At 62.2% G+C, this 20,092-nt stretch carries 19 protein-coding genes and 1 pseudogene; 12 read left to right on the top strand and 8 right to left on the bottom strand.

All coding sequences use genetic code 11. From position 1 onward, the window contains the following. Positions 1 to 256: 256 nt before the first annotated feature. Positions 257 to 1,219: a hypothetical protein gene (locus VFG26_RS03395; protein WP_325022231.1), complete on the top strand. Its 963-nt coding sequence runs from the start codon at positions 257 to 259 to the stop codon at positions 1,217 to 1,219. A gap of 26 nt (positions 1,220 to 1,245) precedes the next feature. Here the strand turns inward: VFG26_RS03395 and VFG26_RS03390 are convergent, their stop codons facing one another. Beyond that, complete coding sequence (locus VFG26_RS03390) at positions 1,246 to 2,067, bottom strand: hypothetical protein (protein WP_325022229.1); 822 nt, start codon at positions 2,065 to 2,067, stop codon at positions 1,246 to 1,248. 233 nt (positions 2,068 to 2,300) lie between these two features. Between VFG26_RS03390 and VFG26_RS03385 the strand changes: the two genes are divergently transcribed. Both VFG26_RS03385 and VFG26_RS03380 read left to right on the top strand, forming a co-directional pair. Beyond that, positions 2,301 to 2,687: a cupredoxin domain-containing protein gene (locus VFG26_RS03385; protein WP_414653252.1), complete on the top strand. Its 387-nt coding sequence runs from the start codon at positions 2,301 to 2,303 to the stop codon at positions 2,685 to 2,687. A 7-nt stretch (positions 2,688 to 2,694) separates the two neighbouring features. Continuing rightward, positions 2,695 to 3,522, top strand: coding sequence for an FTR1 family iron permease (locus VFG26_RS03380; protein WP_325022225.1), 828 nt, complete (start codon positions 2,695 to 2,697; stop codon positions 3,520 to 3,522). A gap of 56 nt (positions 3,523 to 3,578) precedes the next feature. Here VFG26_RS03380 and VFG26_RS03375 read toward each other — a convergent pair whose 3' ends face one another. Next, positions 3,579 to 4,049 (bottom strand): nuclear transport factor 2 family protein, encoded by a 471-nt coding sequence (locus VFG26_RS03375; protein WP_325022222.1) that lies wholly within the window; start codon positions 4,047 to 4,049, stop codon positions 3,579 to 3,581. 116 nt (positions 4,050 to 4,165) lie between these two features. Here VFG26_RS03375 and VFG26_RS03370 point away from each other — a divergent pair, with 116 nt between their 5' ends. Further along, a complete protein-coding gene (locus tag VFG26_RS03370) occupies positions 4,166 to 4,486 on the top strand; it encodes a carboxymuconolactone decarboxylase family protein (protein ID WP_325022220.1) in 321 nt (106 codons plus the stop codon). A gap of 12 nt (positions 4,487 to 4,498) precedes the next feature. Here the strand turns inward: VFG26_RS03370 and ubiB are convergent, their stop codons facing one another. From ubiB to ubiE, 3 genes are all read right to left on the bottom strand, one after another. Beyond that, complete coding sequence (ubiB, locus tag VFG26_RS03365) at positions 4,499 to 6,088, bottom strand: 2-polyprenylphenol 6-hydroxylase (protein WP_325022218.1); 1,590 nt, start codon at positions 6,086 to 6,088, stop codon at positions 4,499 to 4,501. A gap of 242 nt (positions 6,089 to 6,330) precedes the next feature. Beyond that, a complete protein-coding gene (locus VFG26_RS03360) occupies positions 6,331 to 6,624 on the bottom strand; it encodes a hypothetical protein (RefSeq protein WP_325022216.1) in 294 nt (97 codons plus the stop codon). A gap of 130 nt (positions 6,625 to 6,754) precedes the next feature. Next, complete coding sequence (ubiE, locus tag VFG26_RS03355; RefSeq protein WP_325022214.1) at positions 6,755 to 7,591, bottom strand: bifunctional demethylmenaquinone methyltransferase/2-methoxy-6-polyprenyl-1,4-benzoquinol methylase UbiE; 837 nt, start codon at positions 7,589 to 7,591, stop codon at positions 6,755 to 6,757. Between the two features lie 76 nt (positions 7,592 to 7,667). Here ubiE and mutM point away from each other — a divergent pair, with 76 nt between their 5' ends. After that, positions 7,668 to 8,549: a bifunctional DNA-formamidopyrimidine glycosylase/DNA-(apurinic or apyrimidinic site) lyase gene (mutM, locus tag VFG26_RS03350; protein WP_325022212.1), complete on the top strand. Its 882-nt coding sequence runs from the start codon at positions 7,668 to 7,670 to the stop codon at positions 8,547 to 8,549. A gap of 25 nt (positions 8,550 to 8,574) precedes the next feature. Here the strand turns inward: mutM and VFG26_RS03345 are convergent, their stop codons facing one another. Together VFG26_RS03345 and VFG26_RS03340 are read right to left on the bottom strand one after the other, a co-directional pair. Then, positions 8,575 to 9,192 carry a hypothetical protein gene (locus tag VFG26_RS03345; protein WP_325022210.1) on the bottom strand — a complete coding sequence of 206 codons (618 nt, stop codon included), beginning with the start codon at positions 9,190 to 9,192 and terminating at the stop codon, positions 8,575 to 8,577. A 37-nt stretch (positions 9,193 to 9,229) separates the two neighbouring features. After that, positions 9,230 to 9,814 carry a hypothetical protein gene (locus VFG26_RS03340; RefSeq protein ID WP_325022208.1) on the bottom strand — a complete coding sequence of 195 codons (585 nt, stop codon included), beginning with the start codon at positions 9,812 to 9,814 and terminating at the stop codon, positions 9,230 to 9,232. Between the two features lie 283 nt (positions 9,815 to 10,097). On the opposite strand from VFG26_RS03340, the gene rpsT reads away from it, so the two are divergent. The 7 genes and pseudogenes from rpsT to gyrB all read left to right on the top strand — a co-directional run bounded on the left by rpsT (position 10,098) and on the right by gyrB (position 18,743). Beyond that, positions 10,098 to 10,364: a 30S ribosomal protein S20 gene (gene rpsT / locus VFG26_RS03335; protein ID WP_325022206.1), complete on the top strand. Its 267-nt coding sequence runs from the start codon at positions 10,098 to 10,100 to the stop codon at positions 10,362 to 10,364. 626 nt (positions 10,365 to 10,990) lie between these two features. Continuing rightward, positions 10,991 to 11,434, top strand: a complete 444-nt coding sequence (locus VFG26_RS03330) for a rhodanese-like domain-containing protein (RefSeq protein ID WP_325022204.1) — start codon at positions 10,991 to 10,993, stop codon at positions 11,432 to 11,434. Positions 11,435 to 11,638: 204 nt separating this feature from the next. After that, positions 11,639 to 13,057, top strand: coding sequence for a chromosomal replication initiator protein DnaA (gene dnaA / locus VFG26_RS03325; protein WP_414653255.1), 1,419 nt, complete (start codon positions 11,639 to 11,641; stop codon positions 13,055 to 13,057). Between the two features lie 336 nt (positions 13,058 to 13,393). Continuing rightward, a complete protein-coding gene (dnaN, locus tag VFG26_RS03320) occupies positions 13,394 to 14,512 on the top strand; it encodes a DNA polymerase III subunit beta (protein WP_325022199.1) in 1,119 nt (372 codons plus the stop codon). An 88-nt stretch (positions 14,513 to 14,600) separates the two neighbouring features. Further along, positions 14,601 to 14,980: pseudogene (locus VFG26_RS03310) on the top strand (endonuclease domain-containing protein). Next, positions 14,977 to 16,143 carry a DNA replication/repair protein RecF gene (gene recF / locus VFG26_RS03305; RefSeq protein WP_325022196.1) on the top strand — a complete coding sequence of 389 codons (1,167 nt, stop codon included), beginning with the start codon at positions 14,977 to 14,979 and terminating at the stop codon, positions 16,141 to 16,143. Before VFG26_RS03310 ends, recF begins: the two are co-directional and overlap by 4 nt. Before the next feature lie 146 nt (positions 16,144 to 16,289). Then, on the top strand, positions 16,290 to 18,743 hold the full coding sequence (gene gyrB / locus VFG26_RS03300; protein ID WP_325022193.1) for a DNA topoisomerase (ATP-hydrolyzing) subunit B: 2,454 nt from the start codon (positions 16,290 to 16,292) through the stop codon (positions 18,741 to 18,743). Positions 18,744 to 19,561: 818 nt separating this feature from the next. Here gyrB and VFG26_RS03295 read toward each other — a convergent pair. Next, positions 19,562 to 20,011: a DUF4112 domain-containing protein gene (locus VFG26_RS03295; RefSeq protein ID WP_325022191.1), complete on the bottom strand. Its 450-nt coding sequence runs from the start codon at positions 20,009 to 20,011 to the stop codon at positions 19,562 to 19,564. Between the last annotated feature and the right edge of the window lie 81 nt (positions 20,012 to 20,092).

Genomic DNA, 20,092 nt, shown 5'->3' with positions numbered 1-20,092 from the left:
TGAATTCTACCGCGCATCGCGGCCGGCTCCCGGAACGGGAGTCGTGATGCGCAATCAAAGAAGTCAATCACCTCTATCGATCCAATTCCAAAACGCGCCGCTGTGCCTTGTGCCAGCGGCGCGTTTTTGCGTTTGGTCCCTTTAGTCGGGAATTTTTCCTTTATTCAGGCGCCTTACCGTTGTAGCGAACGGTGTTAACGTCGAGCCGATGCGCCCAACCGTTGGTGCGAGCTCGCCGCCTTCGGGGGCGCCACGCATGCTGGAATATGTCTGGTCGAAACTTTATGCGCGTTGGTTGCGGCGCGAGCTGGTGCGGCCGCGCCCCTCAATCACGCTGAGGCACGGGACAGGCCGGAATCTCATTCTCGGCATCGGTCGCAACTACAGTGCCGCCGATCTACGGCCGTTCGTTCGTTCGGCTCGCAAATTTCATGACTGCCGTATCCTTCTCGTGATCGGCGATGATCCTGATCTCGCGAAAGCGCTCGAGGCCGAAGGCGTCGATTGCATCTCTGATCCGGGATCGTCTGGTCCTGGGCGTCCACACATGAACTTCGCGCGGGTGGCTGATTATATCGCCGTGCTGCAGGGCCTCGCTGGCCAAGTCGATCGGGTGTTCCTGGCGGATACGCGCGACGTCGTTTTTCAGCGCGATGTTTTCGCGGCTCTGCCGGACGTGCCACTGATCTTCGTTGAAGAAAGCCACGGCTTTTCGCTTTCCGCGGCGGGCTGGAATGGGAACGCGATCCGCCGAACGTTCGGGGCGGACGTGTTCCAACGCATTTCCAACCACGAAGTCATTTGCAGCGGCACGGTGCTCGCCCGGCATCAGGACGCTATCGTGTACTGCTGGCAAAAACTTCTTCTCGGACAGATGGTCGGACGCCAGCATCACATGCGGTCCGGCGTCGACCAAGCCACGACGAACGTCGCCGTGCGCTTGAACCTTGTCTCGTCGTCTGTCGTGTTGCCCTACGACGGCGAGGTTGCGACGTTATCGGGTCCCAACAGCAATTTCATCTCGGTGATGGATGGGCTGCTTGTCACGGCGCAAGGCGCCGTTCCGGCCGTCGTGCACCAGTACGACCGCGTGAATGAGGTGCGGGATTTCGTCTATTCACAGTACGGCGGCCCTCAGCGCGGGAAAGCCGGTGAGCGGTCGAAGGGCACGAAGTTCGGCAGAAAGATGCGCGTCGCGTTCGGGCTGCAGGGTCCTTGAAGATCATCCCAAAGGCCTGCTTTTTTTCACTCGATCGAAGGTTTTTTCGCACCTTCGCGTGAGGCGAGTTTGATGCCGCAGCGCTCCATCGGTAGCGCAGTTGTCGACCAGCGATCCTTGGTGACCGTCACAACATAGCGCCGGCAATCGCGCCCGCCGCCCGCCACGAAATGAACGTTGAAAATGGCGCTGCTGTTCTTTTTCGAAACCGGCCATTCGAACTCTTTATCGTCGGGCACAGTCTTCAGAGCTTTGTCGATTGCGAAGGCGGCGTTGCGATAATCCGCAGCCGTCAATCGTGACAGCAGCACGCGCGAGAGATCGGGATGAAGTCCGACCGCTTCCGCACGCTTGGCGTAGGGATCGTTCAGCGCGGCATGCGGAGCTGAATATGCATCAGCGGAGCCTGGCTTTTTGTCTGAGGATGCGGATCTGGAATCGGCGCCCGGTGCGTCTGTTACGACGACCTCAGGAAGCGGCTCTGAGTTATCGGCCACGGCGGGTGGTGGTGGCGCAAGTGCAAGCGTATTTTCGGCCGGGCGAACGGCTTCCTCAGACTCTGACTCGGGCAGCGCGGATTCGTTTCTGAGATCGAGCTGCGAGGCGACCTCTGCGATTTTCGCGGTCCATTGCTCGACTTCGGTGCGGAAATTGAAGGCGCAGGCGCCGGCGGCGATCGTTATGAATAAAAATAGATATGTCGCGCGGACGGGGTTGCCTCGTCTCGTCGGAGGCTCGGTGATCGGCTCGCCCGGGAAGAAGGCTTCCGGTTCGTCGCGATCCCGAAACATGTCGCTGTAATCGTCATCGTCGAGCGGTGCGGACGAATGGGGAACGCGGGCGTACATTGGCTTGATCCTCACTGCCAAATTGTTCCCGCAGCTGCATATGCACCTGATCCTCCTGGCCAAAAAATGGCAGCCGGAAAAGATGCTTCAAAGCTCGTGTCCGCCTCACGGATTTGTCAGATTTGTAAGGGACTTGAGACCCCGAATATTCTTGACTCATATTGGCAACATGGGTCAGGTGGCGCCGTAGCCTGATCTCGGGACCTTGAATCCTGACCTATTGGGAGATGTCATTGACCCCGCCTTTTTACTCGCGCAATGCCGCGCGTTTCCGGACCCTTCTTTCCGCATCGGCTGCCGCTTTACTCGCGCTCAGTGGCGCAGGTATCGGCACCGCGACTGTGCAGGCCTCCGAGGAGCATGAGGTCGAGATCTCCATCAAAAATCACATGTTCGAGCCGGAGGCGCTGAAGCTGCCCGTCGGCAAGCCGATCAAGATCACGGTAAAGAATCTCGATCCCACGCCGGAAGAGTTCGAAAGTGACGACCTGGGATTTGAGAAAATCATTCCCGGTAACACCACCGCCATCGTCAGGCTGAAGCCACTGAAACCCGGTACCTACATGTTCTTCGGCGAATTCAACATGGATACCGCACTAGGCCACATCGTAGCGGAGTAAATCAGAAATGCTCGCCGCTCTTATCATCGTTTTCCGTGAAGTTCTCGAAGCCGGTCTCATCATTGGCGTCGTGCTTGCCGCTTCGCGTGGCGTTCCCGGACGTACCGGAGCCGTGTCGCTCGGCGTCCTCACCGGTATCACGGGCTCGGCCATCGTCGCATTCTTTGCGGCAGGTATTTCCAACGCGTTCGACGGGCGCGGGCAGGAGATTTTCGTCGCCGCCGTTCTGCTCTTTGCCGTCGTGATGCTCGCCTGGCATGTCGTCTGGATGGCTCAGCATGCGCGTGAGATGACGCAGCAGCTGAGGCAACTCGGAACCGACGTCAGCGCGGGCCGGCAATCCCTCTTCGCCCTTGGCGCTGCGGTCGCGGCTGCGGTTGTGCGCGAGGGAAGCGAGGTCGTGCTGTTCATGACGGGCATTGTCATGGGCGGTCAGGAGACGGCGGGTTCGCTCATTCTCGGATCGGCTGCTGGATTGGCGCTCGGCGCTGTCGTGTCGTTGGTGCTCTACTTCGGTCTTGCCTCGCTTCCGGTGAAGCAGATGTTCTCGATCACCGGCGTGTTGATTACGCTGCTGGCGGCCGGTCTTGCGGCGCAGGCGATGGGGCAGCTTTCGCAAGCCGGTCTCATCAACGTTCTCGATACACCGCTCTGGAATTCCTCGTGGCTGCTGTCTGAAAAGAGCTGGATCGGGCAGGTCCTGCACATTCTGATCGGCTACATCGAAAAGCCGACGGGCATGCAGCTGATCGCATACGGCATTACTGCCGGCACGATCTTCCTTCTGAGCTACGCGCAGCGCGCGCCGGCAAGCCGGGCGGCGGTACGAGCCTAGAAATCAGAAAGCATCAGATAAAAGAAACGGCGCCCTTCGCGGCGCCGTTTTTTGTTTCAGAGGCCGAGGTCGGAAAGGCCCGGATGATCGGCAGGGCGTGGCCCCAGCGGCCAGTGATACTTTCGCTCGCTTTCGGAGATGCGCAGGTCGTTGATGCTGGCATAGCGAAAGCGCATCAGGCCGTTCGCATCGAACTCCCAATTCTCATTGCCGTATGAGCGATACCATTGGCCGCTGTCGTCGCGGAACTCGTAGGCGAAGCGGACCGCGATGCGATTGTCGGTAAATGCCCAGAGTTCTTTGATGAGGCGATAGTCGAGTTCGCGGTTCCATTTGCGCGTCAGGAATTCGACGATCTCAGCGCGGCCGACGGGAAACTCGGCGCGATTGCGCCAGCGGCTATCCTCCGTGTAGGCGAGCGACACCTTTTTCGGATCGCGCGAATTCCACCCATCTTCGGCGGCGCGAACTTTCTGGATCGCGGTTTCGCGTGTGAATGGCGGCAGGGGCGGGCGAGCGTCCGACATGCTTGTCTCCTCGGTTTCAGGGTTCGCCTTTGGTAGCTTGACCTTCGATGCAAAATGTCACGAGGCTCGCTCACAAATCGCCAGCTTACGTGACGATGATCGGGAGGGCTCCTAAAATGTATGATATCGCTAATCTATCCAATCTACCGCACCTTCGTAATCTCTCAGCGACGACGATGGCCGCATTCGAGAATTTCGACCGGGCGGCGATGGCGCCGGGCGTCATTCCGCGCCGCTACAAGGAATTGATTGCGCTCGGCGTGGCGCTCGCAACGCAGTGCCCGTACAGCCTCGAAGTCCACCGCACGAACGCGGAGAACGCCGGTGTCACCGAGGCCGAGATTGCCGAAGTCGTCTATATCGCTGCGGCCATGCGGGCGACAGCCGCGATTGCGCATGGCACGCATCTCGTCGGGCCGCGGAAGGCGAAGCGGTGACGAGGAGCGCGATCAGAAGGCGCCCAACATTTTGAGGGCGATGACCGCGAGGCTCAGCGCGCCCACCCAGAGAGCGGCGTTACCGACGCCGCTGCGCTTGCGGGATGCGATGTTTTCCGTCGTCTCGTCGTCGAGATGCAGGCCCGAACGCGCCATGCCGGCAAAACCGGTGACGGCTTGCGCCATGGCCTGGATGAGTTCCGGCGCTTTCAGCAGGACTTCGCCGATTTCCCCGGCGCCGCGGCCGGCCTCGCGAAGGCGGCCGAGGGCCGACAGGTTTGCGTCCACCCATTCCTTGGCGACGGGCTCGGCTGCAACCCAGACGTTGAGCGAAGGATCTAGATCGCGCGCGACGCCTTCGACGATCACCATGCTCTTCTGCAGCAGGATGAGCTCGGGCCGCGTCTCCATGTCGAAGACTTCGGTGTAGGCGAAGAGCTGGCCGAGGAGATCGGCCATGGAGATTTCTTCTGCCGTGCGACCTTGGATGGGCTCGCCGATGGCGCGCATCGCCTGGGCAAATTCCTCCACCGTGTGATGGGGCGGCACGTAGCCCGCCTCGAAGTGGATGGCGGCGGCGCGATAGTAATCGCGCGTGATGAGGCTGTGCAGGATCTCGGCGAGGAAGCGGCGTTCGGGAAGACCGAGGCGGCCCATGATACCGAAATCGACGGCGACGACCTTGCCTTGCTCGTCGACGAACAGATTGCCCTGATGCATGTCGGCGTGGAAGAAGCCGTCGCGCATGGCGTGGCGAAGGAACGATCGCAGCACGGTCGCGCCGAGCGCAGCGGTGTCGAAGCCTTTCTCTTCCAGCTTCTGGCGCTGTGAGATCGGCGTGCCGTCGATCCATTCGATCGTCAGTACGCGCTTGGCCGTGCGCTTCCAATCGATTGCCGGAACGCGGAAGCCTTCGTCGGCGGTGGTGTTGGAGGCCATCTCGGAAATGGCGGCCGCTTCGAGGCGGAGGTCCATTTCGAGTGCGGTCGTGTGCTTGAGGTTATCGACGACGGCGATGGGCTTCAGGCGCCGAGATGGCGGATAGAAGCGCTCGATCATCTGCGCGGCGAAATAGTAGCTGTCGAGGTCACGGTTGAAACGCTTCTCAATGTTCGGCCGCAGGATCTTGACGGCAACGGCTTTGCGCACGCCCCCTTCGAGCACGTAGGCCTTGTGCACTTGCGCGATGGATGCTGCCGCGACGGGCGGGCCGAATTCGACGAAGTGATCTTCGAGCTTGCCGCCGAGCGCGCGCTCTACGGCCTCGCGCGCTTCCTCCATGGAAAAGGGTTCGGCCTTGTCTTGAAGGTGGCGCAGATCGGCGGACAGGTCGGGGCCGATGACGTCGGCACGTGTTGCTAGGAACTGGCCGAGCTTGACGTAGCTCGGTCCCAGTTTGCTGAGCGCCGTCGCGACGCGGATGGAGCGTGGCACGCGCTTCTGAAATGGGCGCGATATGAATTCGACGGGCAGCGTCGCGGCGCGCGCGATCTTGAGCGGCAGCGGAACCGGCACGCCTCTCGGCACGAAGCGGACCCCATATTGTGCAAGCACGAAACCGGCGCGCGCGAGTCTTAGCGTGTTAACAATCGCTCCGGGCATGACTTGGGTATCGAGGTCCTGTTGATGTCTTGGGCGAGCTGGCGAGATCACATTGCCCCGCCGCAGGGCGAGGTCAAGCAAACCCCATGTATCGGGTAAAGACGGTTAAAGATCCTGCGCCATGGAGAAGCGCGGCGATGAGGTGCTGCATACAACATTGAGGTGTTCTGATGCTCGCAAACGAAAAGCGCCCGCGTGAGAGACACGGGCGCTCGGGGGTAGTCCCAATAATTTCAGCGAGCTTATTTCGTGCAGAAGGTCGCGCGGCTGTGGCAGGTGACCATGCCGCCATCGGGCTTGCACTTGGACACCTTGTTGGTGACCTTGTAGCCAGCGACTTGCCCATTGGCGAGAAAGCCCGGCCACAGGCCCCAGCTGACCTGCTGCACCATCGTCTCCATCGCGAACCACTTGGCGGAATCGGCCGACCCCGATGTGGCGACCGCACCCTTCGTCACGCAACCGGCATTCGCAGCACCGGCGCCCAGGGAAATAGCAGCGGCCGCCAGCGCACAGGCAAGTGTCATCGTCTTCATGAGTCCCACCTCTCCTCCAAGGGAAGAATCGATTTCTTCCCTTCCCGATGGGAAAGCTATGAACGGTCGCGCTCCGCGTCAATCGGGTTAAGTTATGACGCGATCGTCAGAACACTGTTTGCCCCCCGGCTCAGATCTTCCAGCCGCCGTGGATGGCGGCGATGCCGCCGGTCAGATCCCGGTGAGTGACGCGGGAGAACCCGGCGTTCCGCACGAGGCCGGCGAACTTCTCCTGGGGCGGGAAGCGGCGAATGCTTTCCGCGAGATAGCGGTAGGAGTCCGCGTCTCCGGCGGCCAGCTGGCCAAGTCGCGGGATCACCTCGAAGGAGTGAAAATCGTAGAGCCGGTCAAGAACCGGGACCCGGCATTCGGAGAATTCCAGGCAAAGGAAGCGGCCGCCGGGCTTCAGCACGCGGTAGGCTTCGGCGAGCGCGCGATCGATGTGGGTCACGTTGCGAATGCCGAAGGCGATCGTGTAGGCGTCGAAGCTGTTGTTCGCGAAGGGCAATTCCTCGGCGTTGCCTTCGATGCACTGGATGCGGCTTTCGAGGCCCGCATCGGCGATGCGGCGGCGGCCGACCTCGAGCATCTCAGGAGAGATGTCGCAGATGACGGCGGTGGCGTTCGGGCCGCTGTCCTTGGCGTAGCGCATGGCGATGTCGCCGGTGCCGCCCGCCACGTCGAGCAGCTTGAACGGTGTGGCGCCGCGCGGCGGGTTCAGCAGCGTGATGAGTTCGCGCTTCCACAACCGGTGCAGGCCACCTGACATCAGGTCGTTCATGAGGTCATAGCGGCCGGCGACCGAGGCAAACACCTTGTTGACTAGGCCCTGGCGCTCGGTCTCGGGGACGGCGCGGAAGCCGAAGGAGGCGGTGTTGCCGCCCGTGCTTGAGCCCGTACTCGCACTGGGGCTGGCGCCCGCGCCATGGGCATTTTGCTGACTTGCAGTTTGGGAATTCTGATCCATATCCGCAGCATAGCCGTTCGCGCGCCAGCGCGCTATCGTCGGCTCGTCTCATCCTCAATGCCAGGTATTTTGCGTCATGCCCGAACTTCCGGAGGTCGAAACCGTTCGACGGGGCCTCGCGCCCGTGCTCGTCGGCAAGCGGGTGGCCTCGCTCGAAGCGCGGCGTCCGGATTTGCGGTTTCCCTTCCCTGATAATTTCGCCAAGCGCGTTGCTGGGCAGTCGGTCGTCGGGCTCGAGAGGCGCGCGAAGTACCTGATCGCGTCGCTATCGGGCGGGGAAGACCTCGTGATGCATCTCGGCATGACCGGGCGCTTCACGATCATGCACGAGGGTCAAGCCGATACGCCGGGGCATTACGCCTACGGCGTGGGGCCGGACCCGACGCACGATCACGTTGTTTTCCATCTCTCGGGGGGCACGCGCGTCGTCTACAACGATCCGCGCCGGTTCGGCTTCATGGTGATGATGGCGCGGGCGGAGCGCTTGCAGCATCCGCTTTTTCGCGAGCTCGGCGCGGAGCCCTTAGGCGAAGAGCTGACGGCTGATTATCTCGCCGCGAAGGCGATGAGCCGGAAGGTGAACTTGAAGGCCTTCCTGATGGACCAGCACGTCATCGCGGGGCTTGGCAACATCTACGTGTCGGAAGCGCTGTTCCAAGCGGGGCTGTCGCCGAACCGGGCGGCGCGGAGCCTGGCTGACCGGCGCGGTGCTCCGACGGACCGGGCGATCCGGCTGGTGCCGGCGATCCGCGACGTGCTCGAGCGCGCGATCGAGGCCGGTGGCTCGACGCTTCGCGACTACCGGCATGCCGACGGCCGTCGCGGCGAATTCCAAGAGCGGTTCGGGGTTTATGATCGCGCTGGGTCGGCCTGCCATACGGCGGGTTGCGGCGGTGAGATCCGGCGCGCCGTCCATTCGGGCCGCGCAACGTTCTATTGTCCGCGCTGTCAGCGCTGAGACACTCGCCTATCGCGCCGGGAGGTCAGTTCGCGGCGTGACGCTCGGCCAGAACGCTGTGCGTTTTGACAATGATGGCGCTGAGGCAGATCACGGCGAAGCCGCCTGCAAGGAACAATTGGTTCGCCGCCCAATCGCCTTTCAGGGTCGCGAGTTTCCCCGATGCGATAAGCCAGACGAGGCCGCCGCCGATGGCGAAAGCCTGATAGGCCGCCAGTTTCACCATGAGGTCGACGGCTCGCGGGCTCGACAGCGGGTCGGCTGGATCGGCGAGCCGTGAGAGATAGTATCCGTGCGCTGATGCGATGAGCAGCATGGCGGTCCCATATTGCCAGCCGTGCTGCCAGCGCGTGTTGGTGCCGAGATAGATCGCGAAGAACGCGATCGCGCACCAGAGATAGGCGAGCATCACAAGCCGGGTCGTTCCGAGCAGCGCCTCGCGCGGCGCTGGTTGAGCGATCCCGGGTTCGCGCCGCCATATCGGAGCGTTCGTGCGGATCGCGGCCGAAATGACGATCACCGCGAACATCGCCGCGGCCATCGCCGCTTCAGCCTTCAACACGGCCCTTGCGGACAGATACATCGCGATGAGAGCGGCTGCGAGCGTTAGCAGCAGCCATGGAAGCGGTGGGCGCAAGGTCATCTCAATCAAAATCCGGTGCAGCGGTTCGTCTATGCTGTCAGGCGTAGGCGGGCGACCTCAACGCATCGAGGCTGATCGCAGCGATGGCGAGGGCGCCGAAGAAGAAGATGTTGCAGCCGGCCCAGTCGGCATAGGTTTCGGGGCGCGGGAATTTGCCGTCGATGAAGAGACTGATGACGCCGGCGGCCATGCCCACCACCTGCACCTTGACGAGGATGCGGCCGAATTTGACGAGGGTGAGGTCGTCATTGCCCGACGCGCGATCGCGGTCGAGCATGAAGCCGAACCCGAGGCTCGCCAATGCTGCGAAGGCGAACCCCAGGAAAAACTGCCACCACTCGGGCCAGCGTTGCTCGATGATGAAGAGGTAGGTGATCAGGATTGCGAGCGCGCCCCATGCCCAGATCAGCGCGAAGTATCGGGCGCTCGAGCTGGCGACGGCGCTTGCGGGCGCGCCGGAATCCTTCAGCTTCTGGTGATCGCGGACAGCCAAGAGGCTAATGGCGATGGCGACGGCAGCTACAGCTGCCATTTGCAGCATCGGCTGGCCGGCGGCCGTGGCCAGGATCGTCGCAATAACTGCTGCCAGCAGGGCAAACAGCCATCCGGTCCAAGTCAACATTTTCTCGTGTTCCCCCAAGGTGCCGAACTTCCGTCATATAGAGGATCGGGCTTCCTGCAAACGATATGGGAAGCGTTAACGGGCGGTGCCACTGGAATTCGCCAGAAATCGGGCGTTTGGGCTGCTCGGCTTCATTGACCGATGCCTTGCGGCCAGCTATACCCCCCGCAAACCGTGTGCCTGGACTGACAATCCCGGGCCGACGAGAGATTTCTTCAACCCGCCGCCTCGCCTAGCTCATCGCTAACGCGCGGGCGTATTCGTAGCAACGTAAGGACAACCTATGGCTAACACGTCGTCGGCGAAAAAAGCCACGCGCCAGATGATCCGCCGGACTGAGATTAACAAGAGCCGCCACTCGCGCGTGAAGACGGAAGTTCGCGCTGTGGAAGAGGCGATCAAGTCGGGCGACGCCGATAAGGCGAAGGCTGCTCTCGCCGCCGCCGAGCCCACGCTCATTCGCAGCGCCCAGAAGGGCATCATGCACAAGCGGACGGCCAGCCGGAAGGTTTCCAGGCTTACGGCACGTGTCAAGGCCATGAGCGCCTAACAGGACATGTGAATAACAGGGGCAATTTTCCTCCCTGTTGCATATTCGCATCGGTAAAGAGCGGGCTCCTTTTCGGACCCGCTCTTTTTTTGCCCCGGTAAGCCTCTGGAATCCGGCCAATCGCAGGATTCATCCGCCCAGACCTGCGACAGCCCCGCTGAGGCGGCAGGGCGGGTTTCAAAAAAAATGACGGTTGCGTGACGGTGCGACGATCGCTGCTTCGGCTGTGAATTGGAGGGAGAAAAACCCGAGAGAGTCAGGCGGTTTATTCACAGGGGTTGCGAAGTGACTCACATTGTCACCAGTACCTGTGGACAACTTTTCTTCTCTCTGGACGGCCAAATTCGGGGTTGGGGGCGCTTGTCGGGGAGAAGGTTAAGCGATAGTAAATTTCCAGTGGATGGCAGCGGGGTAAAAGCGGTCGTTCGCACAGGTAAGTTCGGCGAGCGTAGCATTCGCTGGTCAGTAGATTTGGCCACGTGATGCATCGTCAAAATAGATAAAGACCTGCGTTTGTCTTCGGCGTTGCTTGCGCTTCGCACGGAACAGATGAGGATTCTCTAGGGCGACCCTGGGGAAAACTTGAGTAGGTCTTTATCGGTACTGCGTAAGGCGTGAGGGGATCAGTGGATAAGTTGGAAGCTTCCGGCATCGAGGACGTTCCCGTTCTCGAAACTTGGGAGCGTCTCAAAGCCGATCCGACAGCTGTGCTTGTGGATGTTCGTACACGTGCCGAGTGGGCGTTTGTGGGTATCCCGGATCTTTCCAAGATCCAGCGGGAGGTTCTGCTGATGGAATGGCAGACGTTTCCTGACAGCCGGATCGTTCCTGATTTCGCGCAACGGCTCGACGCAGCGCTGGCTGCCAAAGGTGCCCTTAAGAGCACCGAAATTTTCTTCATTTGCCGCTCAGGCGGCCGCAGCCGGATGGCTGCAGAGCAGATGACAGCGGCGGGGTATAGCCGTTGCCGCAATGTTGAGGAGGGTTTTGAGGGACCATTGGACTCAAGCCAGCATCGGGGCCGAGTTTCCGGTTGGAAGTTTGCCGGGCTCGATTGGGTGCAAGGCTAGAGAGACGGCATAGACGGCATCGCACGGCAGAGGGCTTACGCCGGGCGATGGAGAGGGGGGACGCTTTTAGGCGTCCCGCGTAATTAGCGGGGAGTACACACTATGCAGGCAGCACAAAAAGCAGAGTCGCAGGACGCGGGCAGTGGGCAGGTCACGCAGTCACCTACGGCCGCTGTAGAGGGCCGCGGCCAGAAGGTCCGCGCCATGCTCAAGGTGCAGCTCGGTGAAGAGGTCTATTCGAGCTGGTTCAAGAGCCTCGAGTTCGAAAGCTTCGACGGCCGCATGCTGAAGGTTTCGGTCCCTGTCAAATTCGTGCGCAACTGGATCCAGGAGCATTATTCGGACCATCTGCTGCACTGTTCGCGCGTCGAATTCGCGACGGTCGAGCGCGTTGAAGTGATCTGGCGCCAGCCGGGCGCAATCGCGCAGCGGCCGGGTGAGCCGCGTCCCGCCGAAGCGGTGAACGCTCAGCAGGCGGCGCCGCAGCCTGCACACAATACCGAGCTTCCGCAGCGTCCGGCTGCAGCATTGCGCGCGCCGTCCCTGCCGGTGCAGCGGACGTCGGCCGGCGGCCTCGAAGGCTCGCCGCTCGATCCGCGCTATACGTTTGAAAGCTTCGTCGTCGGCGCTTCGAACCGCATGGCGCATGCGGGTGCCACGCAGGTCGCCGAAACGGTTCTGTCGGGCGCGCCCGGCTACAACCCGCTCTACATCCACTCGCAGGTTGGCCTCGGCAAAAGCCATCTTCTCCACGCCATCGCTTGGGAAGTGAAGAAGCGCGCGCCGAACGCTCAGGTTCTCTATCTGACGGCTGAACGCTTCCGCTATCAATTCGTCGAAGCGCTCCGCTCTTCCGATCCGCTGGCCTTCAAGGAACGCTTCCGCAACATCAACATGCTGCTGATCGACGATCTCGAGTTCCTGCAGGGCGAACGGACGGAGCAGGAGTTCGATCACATCATCAACGCGCTGCTCGATGGCGGCAAGCAGGTGGTCGTGGCGTCGGCCCGCTCGCCGAACCAGATCGAGCGTCTCAACGAGCGCATGCGGTCGCGGCTGCAGCGCGGTCTCGTCACGGAGCTGCAATCACTCGATCACGAGCTTCGCCTCAAGGTGCTCGACAAGCGCCTTGCCGAGAAGCGTGCGGCGGACCCGTCGTTCTCGCTGTCGCGCGATGTCATCGATCTGCTCGCGTCGAAGCTCACCGAGAACGGCCGCGAGCTCGAAGGCGCCGTGACGCGCCTTTATGCGACGTGGCAGTATATGCGCACGCCGATCACGCTCGACATCGCCGAGACGGTCATTCGCGATCTCGTGCAGAACCTCGAGCCGCGGCGGATCAAGATCGAGGACATCCTGCGGATCATTTCGCGCCATTACGGCGTGTCGAAGGGTGATCTGCTGTCGCAGCGCCGTCATCGTTCCGTCGTCTGGCCGCGCCAGATCGGCATGTACCTCGCCAAGCATCTGACGGCGCGGTCGCTGCCGGAAATCGGCCGCCGGTTCGGCGGGCGCGATCACACGACCGTTCTGCATGCGATCCGCAAGATCGAAGGCGAAATCAGCAAGAATCCGAACCTCGGAGACGAGCTTGAGGAGCTGAAGCGGCTTCTCAACCACTGACCGCGACGTCACCCCTCGCGGCCTGATGCGATGTAGGGCCGGCACACCTCCCCCGGAGTGCCGGCCTTGCCGTGTGGGCCCTTTGCGCGCTCACGTTGCGAATTTTGGGCTGTTCTGGCTAGGCGCTGGGCCTGACATTTGCCGGATTGCGCGCCGTTTGCGGCCCGTTCTGGGCTAGCCAATACATCTTGCTTGAAAAGATGCCATGTTTCGGCTCTGATCCGGCTCCGCGGGCGATTCCGTTCGCCTCGGGCCAACCGTTTCTCGCGCGTGATGCCACGGCGTGTTCAGGCCGCCATTCCACGCGCAATTCCATAGTCAATGCTGAGGATAGATATGCGTCTCGAGATCGAACGTGGGGAACTCTTGAAGGCGCTAAGCCACGTTACGAGCGTCGTCGAACGCCGCACGACGATACCGATCCTGTCGAACATCATGCTGAAGGCGACGGGCGACGTCCTGATGTTCAAGGCGACGGACCTTGAACGCGAGGTGAGCGAGAGCGTCGGCGCCAGCGTTTCGACGCCCGGTACGCTGACCGTTCCCGCGCACGTTCTGCACGACATCGTGCGCAAGCTTCCCGATGGCGCTCAGATCGAGATGAAGCGCGACGGCGACAAGGAGCGCCTGACGATCACGTCGGGTCATTCGCGTTTCAGCCTGCAGACGCTCGCTGCCGACGACTTCCCGGATCTCGCGGTCGGCGAGATCGGCCACGAGTTCACGATGGAAGCCGGCGACCTGAAGCGGCTCATCGACAAGACGCGCTTTGCGATCTCGACGGAAGAGACGCGCTACTATCTCAACGGCATCTATCTGCATCCGGCTGAGACGGACGGCGTGAAGACGCTGCGCGCCGTCGCCACCGACGGTCACCGCTTGGCGCAAGTGGAGCTACCGCTGCCCGCCGGTGCAGCAGGGATGCCGGGCGTCATCGTGCCGAGGAAGACCGTGCATGAACTCGCGCGCCTTCTCGAAGACACGAGCGCGAAAGTGAAAGTCGGCGTGTCGCAAACGAAGGTGCGGTTCGAGATCGGGCCTGTCGTGCTGACGTCGAAACTGATCGACGGCACATTCCCCGATTACGGCCGTGTCATTCCGCACAACAACGACAAGGAAATGAAGGTCCCGAACGCGTCGTTCAAGAGCGCGGTCGATCGCGTGTCGACGATTGCGAGCGAGCGCGGTCGTGCCGTGAAGCTCAACGTCGGCAAGGACAAGCTGATCCTGACGGTGAACAATCCTGAAGGCGGCAGCGCGACGGAAGAAATCGACGTCGGCTATACCTCGGGTCCGCTCGAGATCGGCTTTAACGCGCGCTACCTGCTCGACATCGCCGATCAGCTGGAAAGCGAAGACGCGCGGTTTCTGCTGGCCGATCCCGGCTCGCCAACGATGGTGCGCGACGGCTCCGACGGCAGCGCGCTTTATGTCCTCATGCCGATGCGGGTTTGATCCATCGACGAAGAATCTCCCTCCCCTTGGCGGGGAGGGGTTAGGGGTGGGGTGACGATCATCGGAGTTGAAAGCTTAGTTGGCGAACGTGCGCGCCCGCGAACTTCGGAACCACGCTACTGCAGCAGAGCGTAAGCTTTGGTATCGGTTACGATCGTTAAGGCGCTTGGTTGGAAGTTCCGCAGGCAGGTGCCAATCGACCATTTCATTGCGGACTTCGCCTGCCTGTCCCATCGGCTGATTGTCGAAGTCGATGGAGCTACACATGCCACCGATGACCAGATTGAAAGCGATCGGTGCCGGCAAGGCTACCTGGAGAGCCAGGGCTTTATGGTCCTTCGATTTATGAATATGGACGTGGTGACGAACATCGATGGCGTCATGGATGTGATTGCCGGGGTACTCGAGGGGCGCGCTGGTGAGCTTACCCCCACCCCTAACCCCTCCCCGCAAGGGGGAGGGGAATGAGCCTCGCTCTATGGGTCGAGCGGCTGACGCTGACGAATTTTCGGAGTTATGTTTCGGCGAGCGTTTCGACGGACGCGCGGCCGCAGGTGATCGTCGGCGCGAACGGGTCGGGCAAGACCAATCTGCTTGAAGCGCTGTCGTTGCTTTCGCCGGGTACGGGCTTGCGGCGCGTGCCGTTCGTTGATCTGGCGCGCGCTGGGGGCGACGGCAGTTTCGCGGTTGCCGCGCACGCGCATACCCTTGCGGGTCCGGCTGACATCGGCACGGGGTTAGCTGCGGGCGCTGGGTCCGGCGCGCGGGCGGATGGACGTTCGGGCCGTATCGTGCGCATCGACGGCGCGGCACAGTCGGGCTCGGGCGTGCTGGCGGACTATCTCGAAATCGTCTGGGTGACGCCGGCGATGGACGGGCTCTTCACGGGGCCTGCATCCGAGCGGCGGCGCTTTCTCGACCGGCTCATCCTCTGTTTCGACCACAGCTATCGCACGATCGCGGGACGATTCGAGCGGGCGATGACGAGCCGCAACCGTCTGCTGTCCGACGGCGTGCGCGACAACGCGCAGCTTTCGGGCTTCGAGCAGGTGATGGCGGAGACGGGCGTCGCTGTCGCTGCTGCACGTCTCGAAGCCGTGGCGGCGATGGCGGCCATCGTCGAGAAGCGGCGCGCGCGCGATCCCAATTCCGCGTTCCCGTGGTCGTCGTTCCGGCTCGCCGGTACCATCGAGGACGATCTCAAGCGGCTTTCGGCCATCGAAGCGGAAGACGCTTATGCACAGGTGCTGCGGGAAACGCGCGAACGCGACCGCGCGGCGGGACGCACGCTCGATGGGCCGCATCGCTCCGATCTCATCGTCGAGCACGGCCCGAAGGCGCTGGAGGCGCGGCAGTGTTCGACAGGCGAGCAGAAGGCGCTGCTGCTGGGTCTCGTGCTGGCGCATGCGGAGCTCTTGACCGAGCGGCAGGAGGGCGCTGCGCCGATCCTGCTTCTCGATGAGATCACCGCGCATCTCGACGTGCACCGGCGGGCAGCGCTCTTTGCCGAAATCCTGCGGCTCGGCGCGCAGGCGTGGATGACCGGGACGGACGCTGACGCCTTCTCGGCCTTGCGCGAAAATGCGCGATTCTGGGGGGTGGAAGAGGGAAAGATCACACCCCTTCCTTAAGGCCGCGTAACGGGACAAACGGCCACATCCAAAAGACTGAAAACAAAAGGTTTTTTGACCGCTGTTTCTGTCGATTTTTCGGGCTTTCCGGGCCGGTTTGTGGTACAAAAAACCACTTGAATTCCGTCCGCTGAGAAAGCCCCAAAATGAACGCTCAACCGCTCAAGAAAACCCCTGCGCCGGAGGAATACGGCGAAGACAGCATCAAGATGCTGAAGGGCCTCGACGCGGTTCGCAAACGTCCCGGAATGTACATCGGCGACACCGACGACGGGTCGGGTCTCCATCACATGATCTACGAGGTCGTGGACAACGCCATCGACGAGGTTCTGGCGGGCCATGCGCATGCTTGCACGGTGACGCTGAACCCCGATGGATCGTGCACGGTGCGCGACGATGGCCGCGGCATTCCGACGGGCATCAAGCGTGACGACGATCAGGTGCCGAAGCGTTCGGCTGCCGAGATCGTGTTCACGGAACTGCACGCGGGCGGCAAGTTCGACCAGAATTCGTACAAGGTTTCGGGCGGTCTGCACGGCGTCGGCGTGTCCGTCGTCAACGCGCTGTCGACCTGGCTCCGCTGCCGCATCTGGCGCGAAGGCAAAGAACATCTCATCGAGTTCCACAACGGCAACGCGGTGGCGCCGTTGAAAGTCATCGGCGATGCCGGCGAAGAGCGCGGCACGGAAGTGTCGTTCCTGCCGAGCACCGAGACGTTCCACAACGTGACCGAGTTCGATTTCGCGACGCTCGAGCATCGCTTGCGCGAACTCGCGTTCCTGAACTCGGGCGCGAAGATCGTTTTGATCGACGCGCGCCACGCCGATGTGAAGCGTCAGGAATTCAATTACACGGGCGGCACGGCCGCGTTCGTGCGCTTTCTCGATCGCTCGAAATCGTCGGCGCTTCCCGAGCCGATCATGATCCATGGCGAGAAGGACGGCATCACCGTCGAAGCGGCGCTCTGGTGGAACGACAGCTATCACGAGACGGTGCTGACATTCACGAACAACATTCCGCAGCGCGACGGCGGCACGCATTTGGCGGGTTTCCGCAGCGCGCTCACGCGTATCGTCAACAAGTACGCCGACGAGACGGGGCTGGCAAAGAAGGAGAAGGTCACGCTTTCGGGCGATGACGCGCGCGAGGGTTTGACGTGCGTGCTGTCGGTGAAGGTGCCCGATCCGAAGTTCTCCTCGCAGACGAAGGACAAGCTCGTTTCGTCGGAAGTGAAGCCGGTCGTGGAATCGGCGGTTAGCGATCAGCTCGGCGCGTGGTTCGAAGAGCATCCGAAGGAAGCCAAGATCATTGTCGGCAAGATCGTGGAGGCGGCGCTCGCCCGCGAGGCGGCACGCAAGGCGCGCGATCTCACGCGGCGCAAGGGTGCGCTCGATGGTCTGCGTCTGCCGGGCGGCCTCGCCGAGTGCCAGGATCGCGACGCGTCGAAGACGGAAATGTTCATCGTCGAAGGCGACTCGGCAGGCGGTTCGGCGAAGCAGGGCCGCAAGCGCGAGTTCCAGGCCGTGCTGCCGATCCGAGGTAAGATCTTGAACGTCGAGCGTGCGCGCACCGACAAGATGCTGTCGTCGGAGCAGGTGACGAACATCATCGCAGCGCTGGGCACCGGCATCGGACGCGACGAGTTCAAGCTCGACAAGCTGCGCTATCACAAGATCATCATCATGACGGACGCCGACGTCGACGGCGCGCACATTCGCACGCTGCTGTTGACGTTCTTCTACCGGCAGATGCCGGAACTCGTTGAGCAGGGCCACGTCTACATCGCGCAGCCGCCGCTCTACAAAGTGGCGAAGGGCAAGACGCATTCGTATCTGAAGGACGAACGGGCGCTCGAGGATTATTTGATCGACCAAGGTCTCGTCGATGCCGTGCTCGTCACGGGCGATGGGACCGAGCGCGCCGGGCGGGACTTGCGTGAGATCGTCGAACAGGCGCGGCAGGTGGCCGGCGCCATCAATGGTCTTCATTCGCGCTACAACCGGAACGTCGTCGAGCAGGGCGCAATCGGCGGCGTGTTCGATGCTTCGATCCTGTCGACGCCGGATGCGACGCGCGCCGAGGCGATTGCCAACCGCATCGCGCAGCGTCTCGATTCCATTGCGGAAGAGATGGAGACGGGCTGGGAAGGCCGCTACGGCAACGACGGCTACGTTTTCAAGCGCGAGGTTCGCGGCGTTACCGAGGTGCACACGCTCGACCGGGCGCTGCTCGGTTCGCTCGATGCGCGCCGCCTCAACGAGCGGCACGAGCATCTGCAGGAAGTCTACAACACGCCGGCGAAGCTGAAGCGCAAGGACAAGACGGAGATCATCACGGGTCCGCGTTCGCTGCTCAATGCCGTCTATGAGGTCGGCCGCAAGGGACTCGACCTGCAACGCTACAAAGGTTTGGGCGAGATGAACCCCGAGCAGCTGTGGGAGACGACGCTCGATCCGGATGCGCGGACGCTGCTGCAGGTGAAGGTCGGCGATCTCTCGGAAGCCGACGAGATCTTCTCCAAGCTGATGGGCGACGTCGTCGAACCGCGGCGCGAGTTCATTCAGGACAACGCGCTCAACGTCTCGAACCTCGATATCTGATGATATGCCGCCGCGTTTTGCGGCGGCTGTACCTGCTCTTTCCACCTCGTCATTGTCCCTGGGTCCCGGCTCTCCGCTACGCTGCGGCCGGGATGACAGGTGTGGGATCTGGGCCAGTGATCTTACTCGGGCGGCTTCCGCGCACGCGGCGTTCACCCCACTCCTAACCCCTCCCCGTCAAGGGGAGGGGAATCCGCATTGGCTGTTAGCTCATCAGGTGTCATCCCGGGCGAGCCTTCTTGCGAGACCCGGGACCCATTGAGCAGAAGGGTTCGCTGCCCGCTGGATCCTCGGCATAAAGCCGAGGATGACAGTGGGTTGGATGCTGGGCTGGGTCCCGGCTCTCCGCTACGCTGCGGCCGGGATGACAGGTAGTGGATGGGGACCCGCGCGCTTACGGGCGGCGCCAACGCAATGCTGTGTTCACCCCGCCCCTAACCCCTCCCCGTCAAGGGGAGGGGAATCCGACCGCGCGTAGCTCCACACCTTTGGCCTCGGCTCGCCGGTACCCAGAACAAGCATCAGCAAAACGGCAGATGCGGTTGTTCGGAGCGGACAGCACGCGAGAATGCGCTGCCCGTTGTCGTGGATCCCGGCCTCCGCCGGGATGACGTTATGAGAGATATGGGCCGAGGCTGTCGTCCCCGGGCCCGTCAACATGTCATCGTCGGGCTTGTCCCGAGGATCCATCGTTCCGCATCGACGGTGCCCGCTGTGAAATGGATCCTCGGCATGAAGCCGAGGATGACAGTGGGTTGGATGCTGGGCTGGGTCCCGGCTCTCCGCTACGCTGCGGCCGGGATGACGAGTGGCGTTCGTCAGCTGACGGTGTAAGTCGTCTCGATGGTGCGCCGGCCGTAGCGGGCGGCGTTCTTTTCGGCGTGGCGCTTCAGAAGCGAGACGTTCTTCAGGTTCGATTTGTGGGCGACGTCAAACAGGTCACCGAAAACGGGCACGGCGCCGACGACGGTATCGATCGTCGTGTTCATGGCCATGCGGGCGATGAGCCAGCGCGGGGCGCCGAGGCGGCGGGCTTCCCAGATGATATAGCTCGCGATGGCGCCTGAAATGGCATCGCCGATCACCGGCACCAGGCCGAGCACGGCATCCGCGCCCATGACGATGTTGGTGCCGGGAATGCGAATGGCGCTGTCCAGCATCTTCGCCAAGGCTTCGATGCGCGCGAAGCTCGCGTCGAACTCGCCCGGCTGGAGCTTAGGCGATGACGCCTCTCCAAACCGGCGCTCGCCGAAACGTGCCTCATTCATGCGTTCGAACATCGCCGGCATCTGCCTCCGTCACCTCGCTCATTCAGGAACGTGATGTGGGAGCGACTGGTTCCGGCACAA

This window comes from Hyphomicrobium sp. (assembly GCF_035687085.1).
In the GTDB taxonomy this organism is placed as follows: domain Bacteria; phylum Pseudomonadota; class Alphaproteobacteria; order Rhizobiales; family Hyphomicrobiaceae; genus Hyphomicrobium_B.
This window is presented reverse-complemented; position numbering and strand designations above follow the sequence as displayed.

What these genes read in the sequence shown, in the direction of transcription:
- VFG26_RS03380 (WP_325022225.1), top strand. Translation starts at nt 2,695, where the DNA reads ATGCTCGCCGCTCTTATCATCGTTTTCCGTGAAGTTCTCGAAGCCGGT.
- ubiB (WP_325022218.1), bottom strand. Translation starts at nt 6,088, where the DNA reads ATGCCCGGAGCGATTGTTAACACGCTAAGACTCGCGCGCGCCGGTTTC.
- recF (WP_325022196.1), top strand. Translation starts at nt 14,977, where the DNA reads ATGAGCCTCGCTCTATGGGTCGAGCGGCTGACGCTGACGAATTTTCGG.
- dnaA (WP_414653255.1), top strand. Translation starts at nt 11,639, where the DNA reads ATGCTCAAGGTGCAGCTCGGTGAAGAGGTCTATTCGAGCTGGTTCAAG.
- VFG26_RS03370 (WP_325022220.1), top strand. Translation starts at nt 4,166, where the DNA reads ATGTATGATATCGCTAATCTATCCAATCTACCGCACCTTCGTAATCTC.
- VFG26_RS03345 (WP_325022210.1), bottom strand. Translation starts at nt 9,192, where the DNA reads ATGACCTTGCGCCCACCGCTTCCATGGCTGCTGCTAACGCTCGCAGCC.
- mutM (WP_325022212.1), top strand. Translation starts at nt 7,668, where the DNA reads ATGCCCGAACTTCCGGAGGTCGAAACCGTTCGACGGGGCCTCGCGCCC.
- VFG26_RS03375 (WP_325022222.1), bottom strand. Translation starts at nt 4,049, where the DNA reads ATGTCGGACGCTCGCCCGCCCCTGCCGCCATTCACACGCGAAACCGCG.
- VFG26_RS03390 (WP_325022229.1), bottom strand. Translation starts at nt 2,067, where the DNA reads ATGTACGCCCGCGTTCCCCATTCGTCCGCACCGCTCGACGATGACGAT.
- ubiE (WP_325022214.1), bottom strand. Translation starts at nt 7,591, where the DNA reads ATGGATCAGAATTCCCAAACTGCAAGTCAGCAAAATGCCCATGGCGCG.
- VFG26_RS03295 (WP_325022191.1), bottom strand. Translation starts at nt 20,011, where the DNA reads ATGAATGAGGCACGTTTCGGCGAGCGCCGGTTTGGAGAGGCGTCATCG.
- VFG26_RS03395 (WP_325022231.1), top strand. Translation starts at nt 257, where the DNA reads ATGCTGGAATATGTCTGGTCGAAACTTTATGCGCGTTGGTTGCGGCGC.
- rpsT (WP_325022206.1), top strand. Translation starts at nt 10,098, where the DNA reads ATGGCTAACACGTCGTCGGCGAAAAAAGCCACGCGCCAGATGATCCGC.
- gyrB (WP_325022193.1), top strand. Translation starts at nt 16,290, where the DNA reads ATGAACGCTCAACCGCTCAAGAAAACCCCTGCGCCGGAGGAATACGGC.
- dnaN (WP_325022199.1), top strand. Translation starts at nt 13,394, where the DNA reads ATGCGTCTCGAGATCGAACGTGGGGAACTCTTGAAGGCGCTAAGCCAC.
- VFG26_RS03360 (WP_325022216.1), bottom strand. Translation starts at nt 6,624, where the DNA reads ATGAAGACGATGACACTTGCCTGTGCGCTGGCGGCCGCTGCTATTTCC.
- VFG26_RS03340 (WP_325022208.1), bottom strand. Translation starts at nt 9,814, where the DNA reads ATGTTGACTTGGACCGGATGGCTGTTTGCCCTGCTGGCAGCAGTTATT.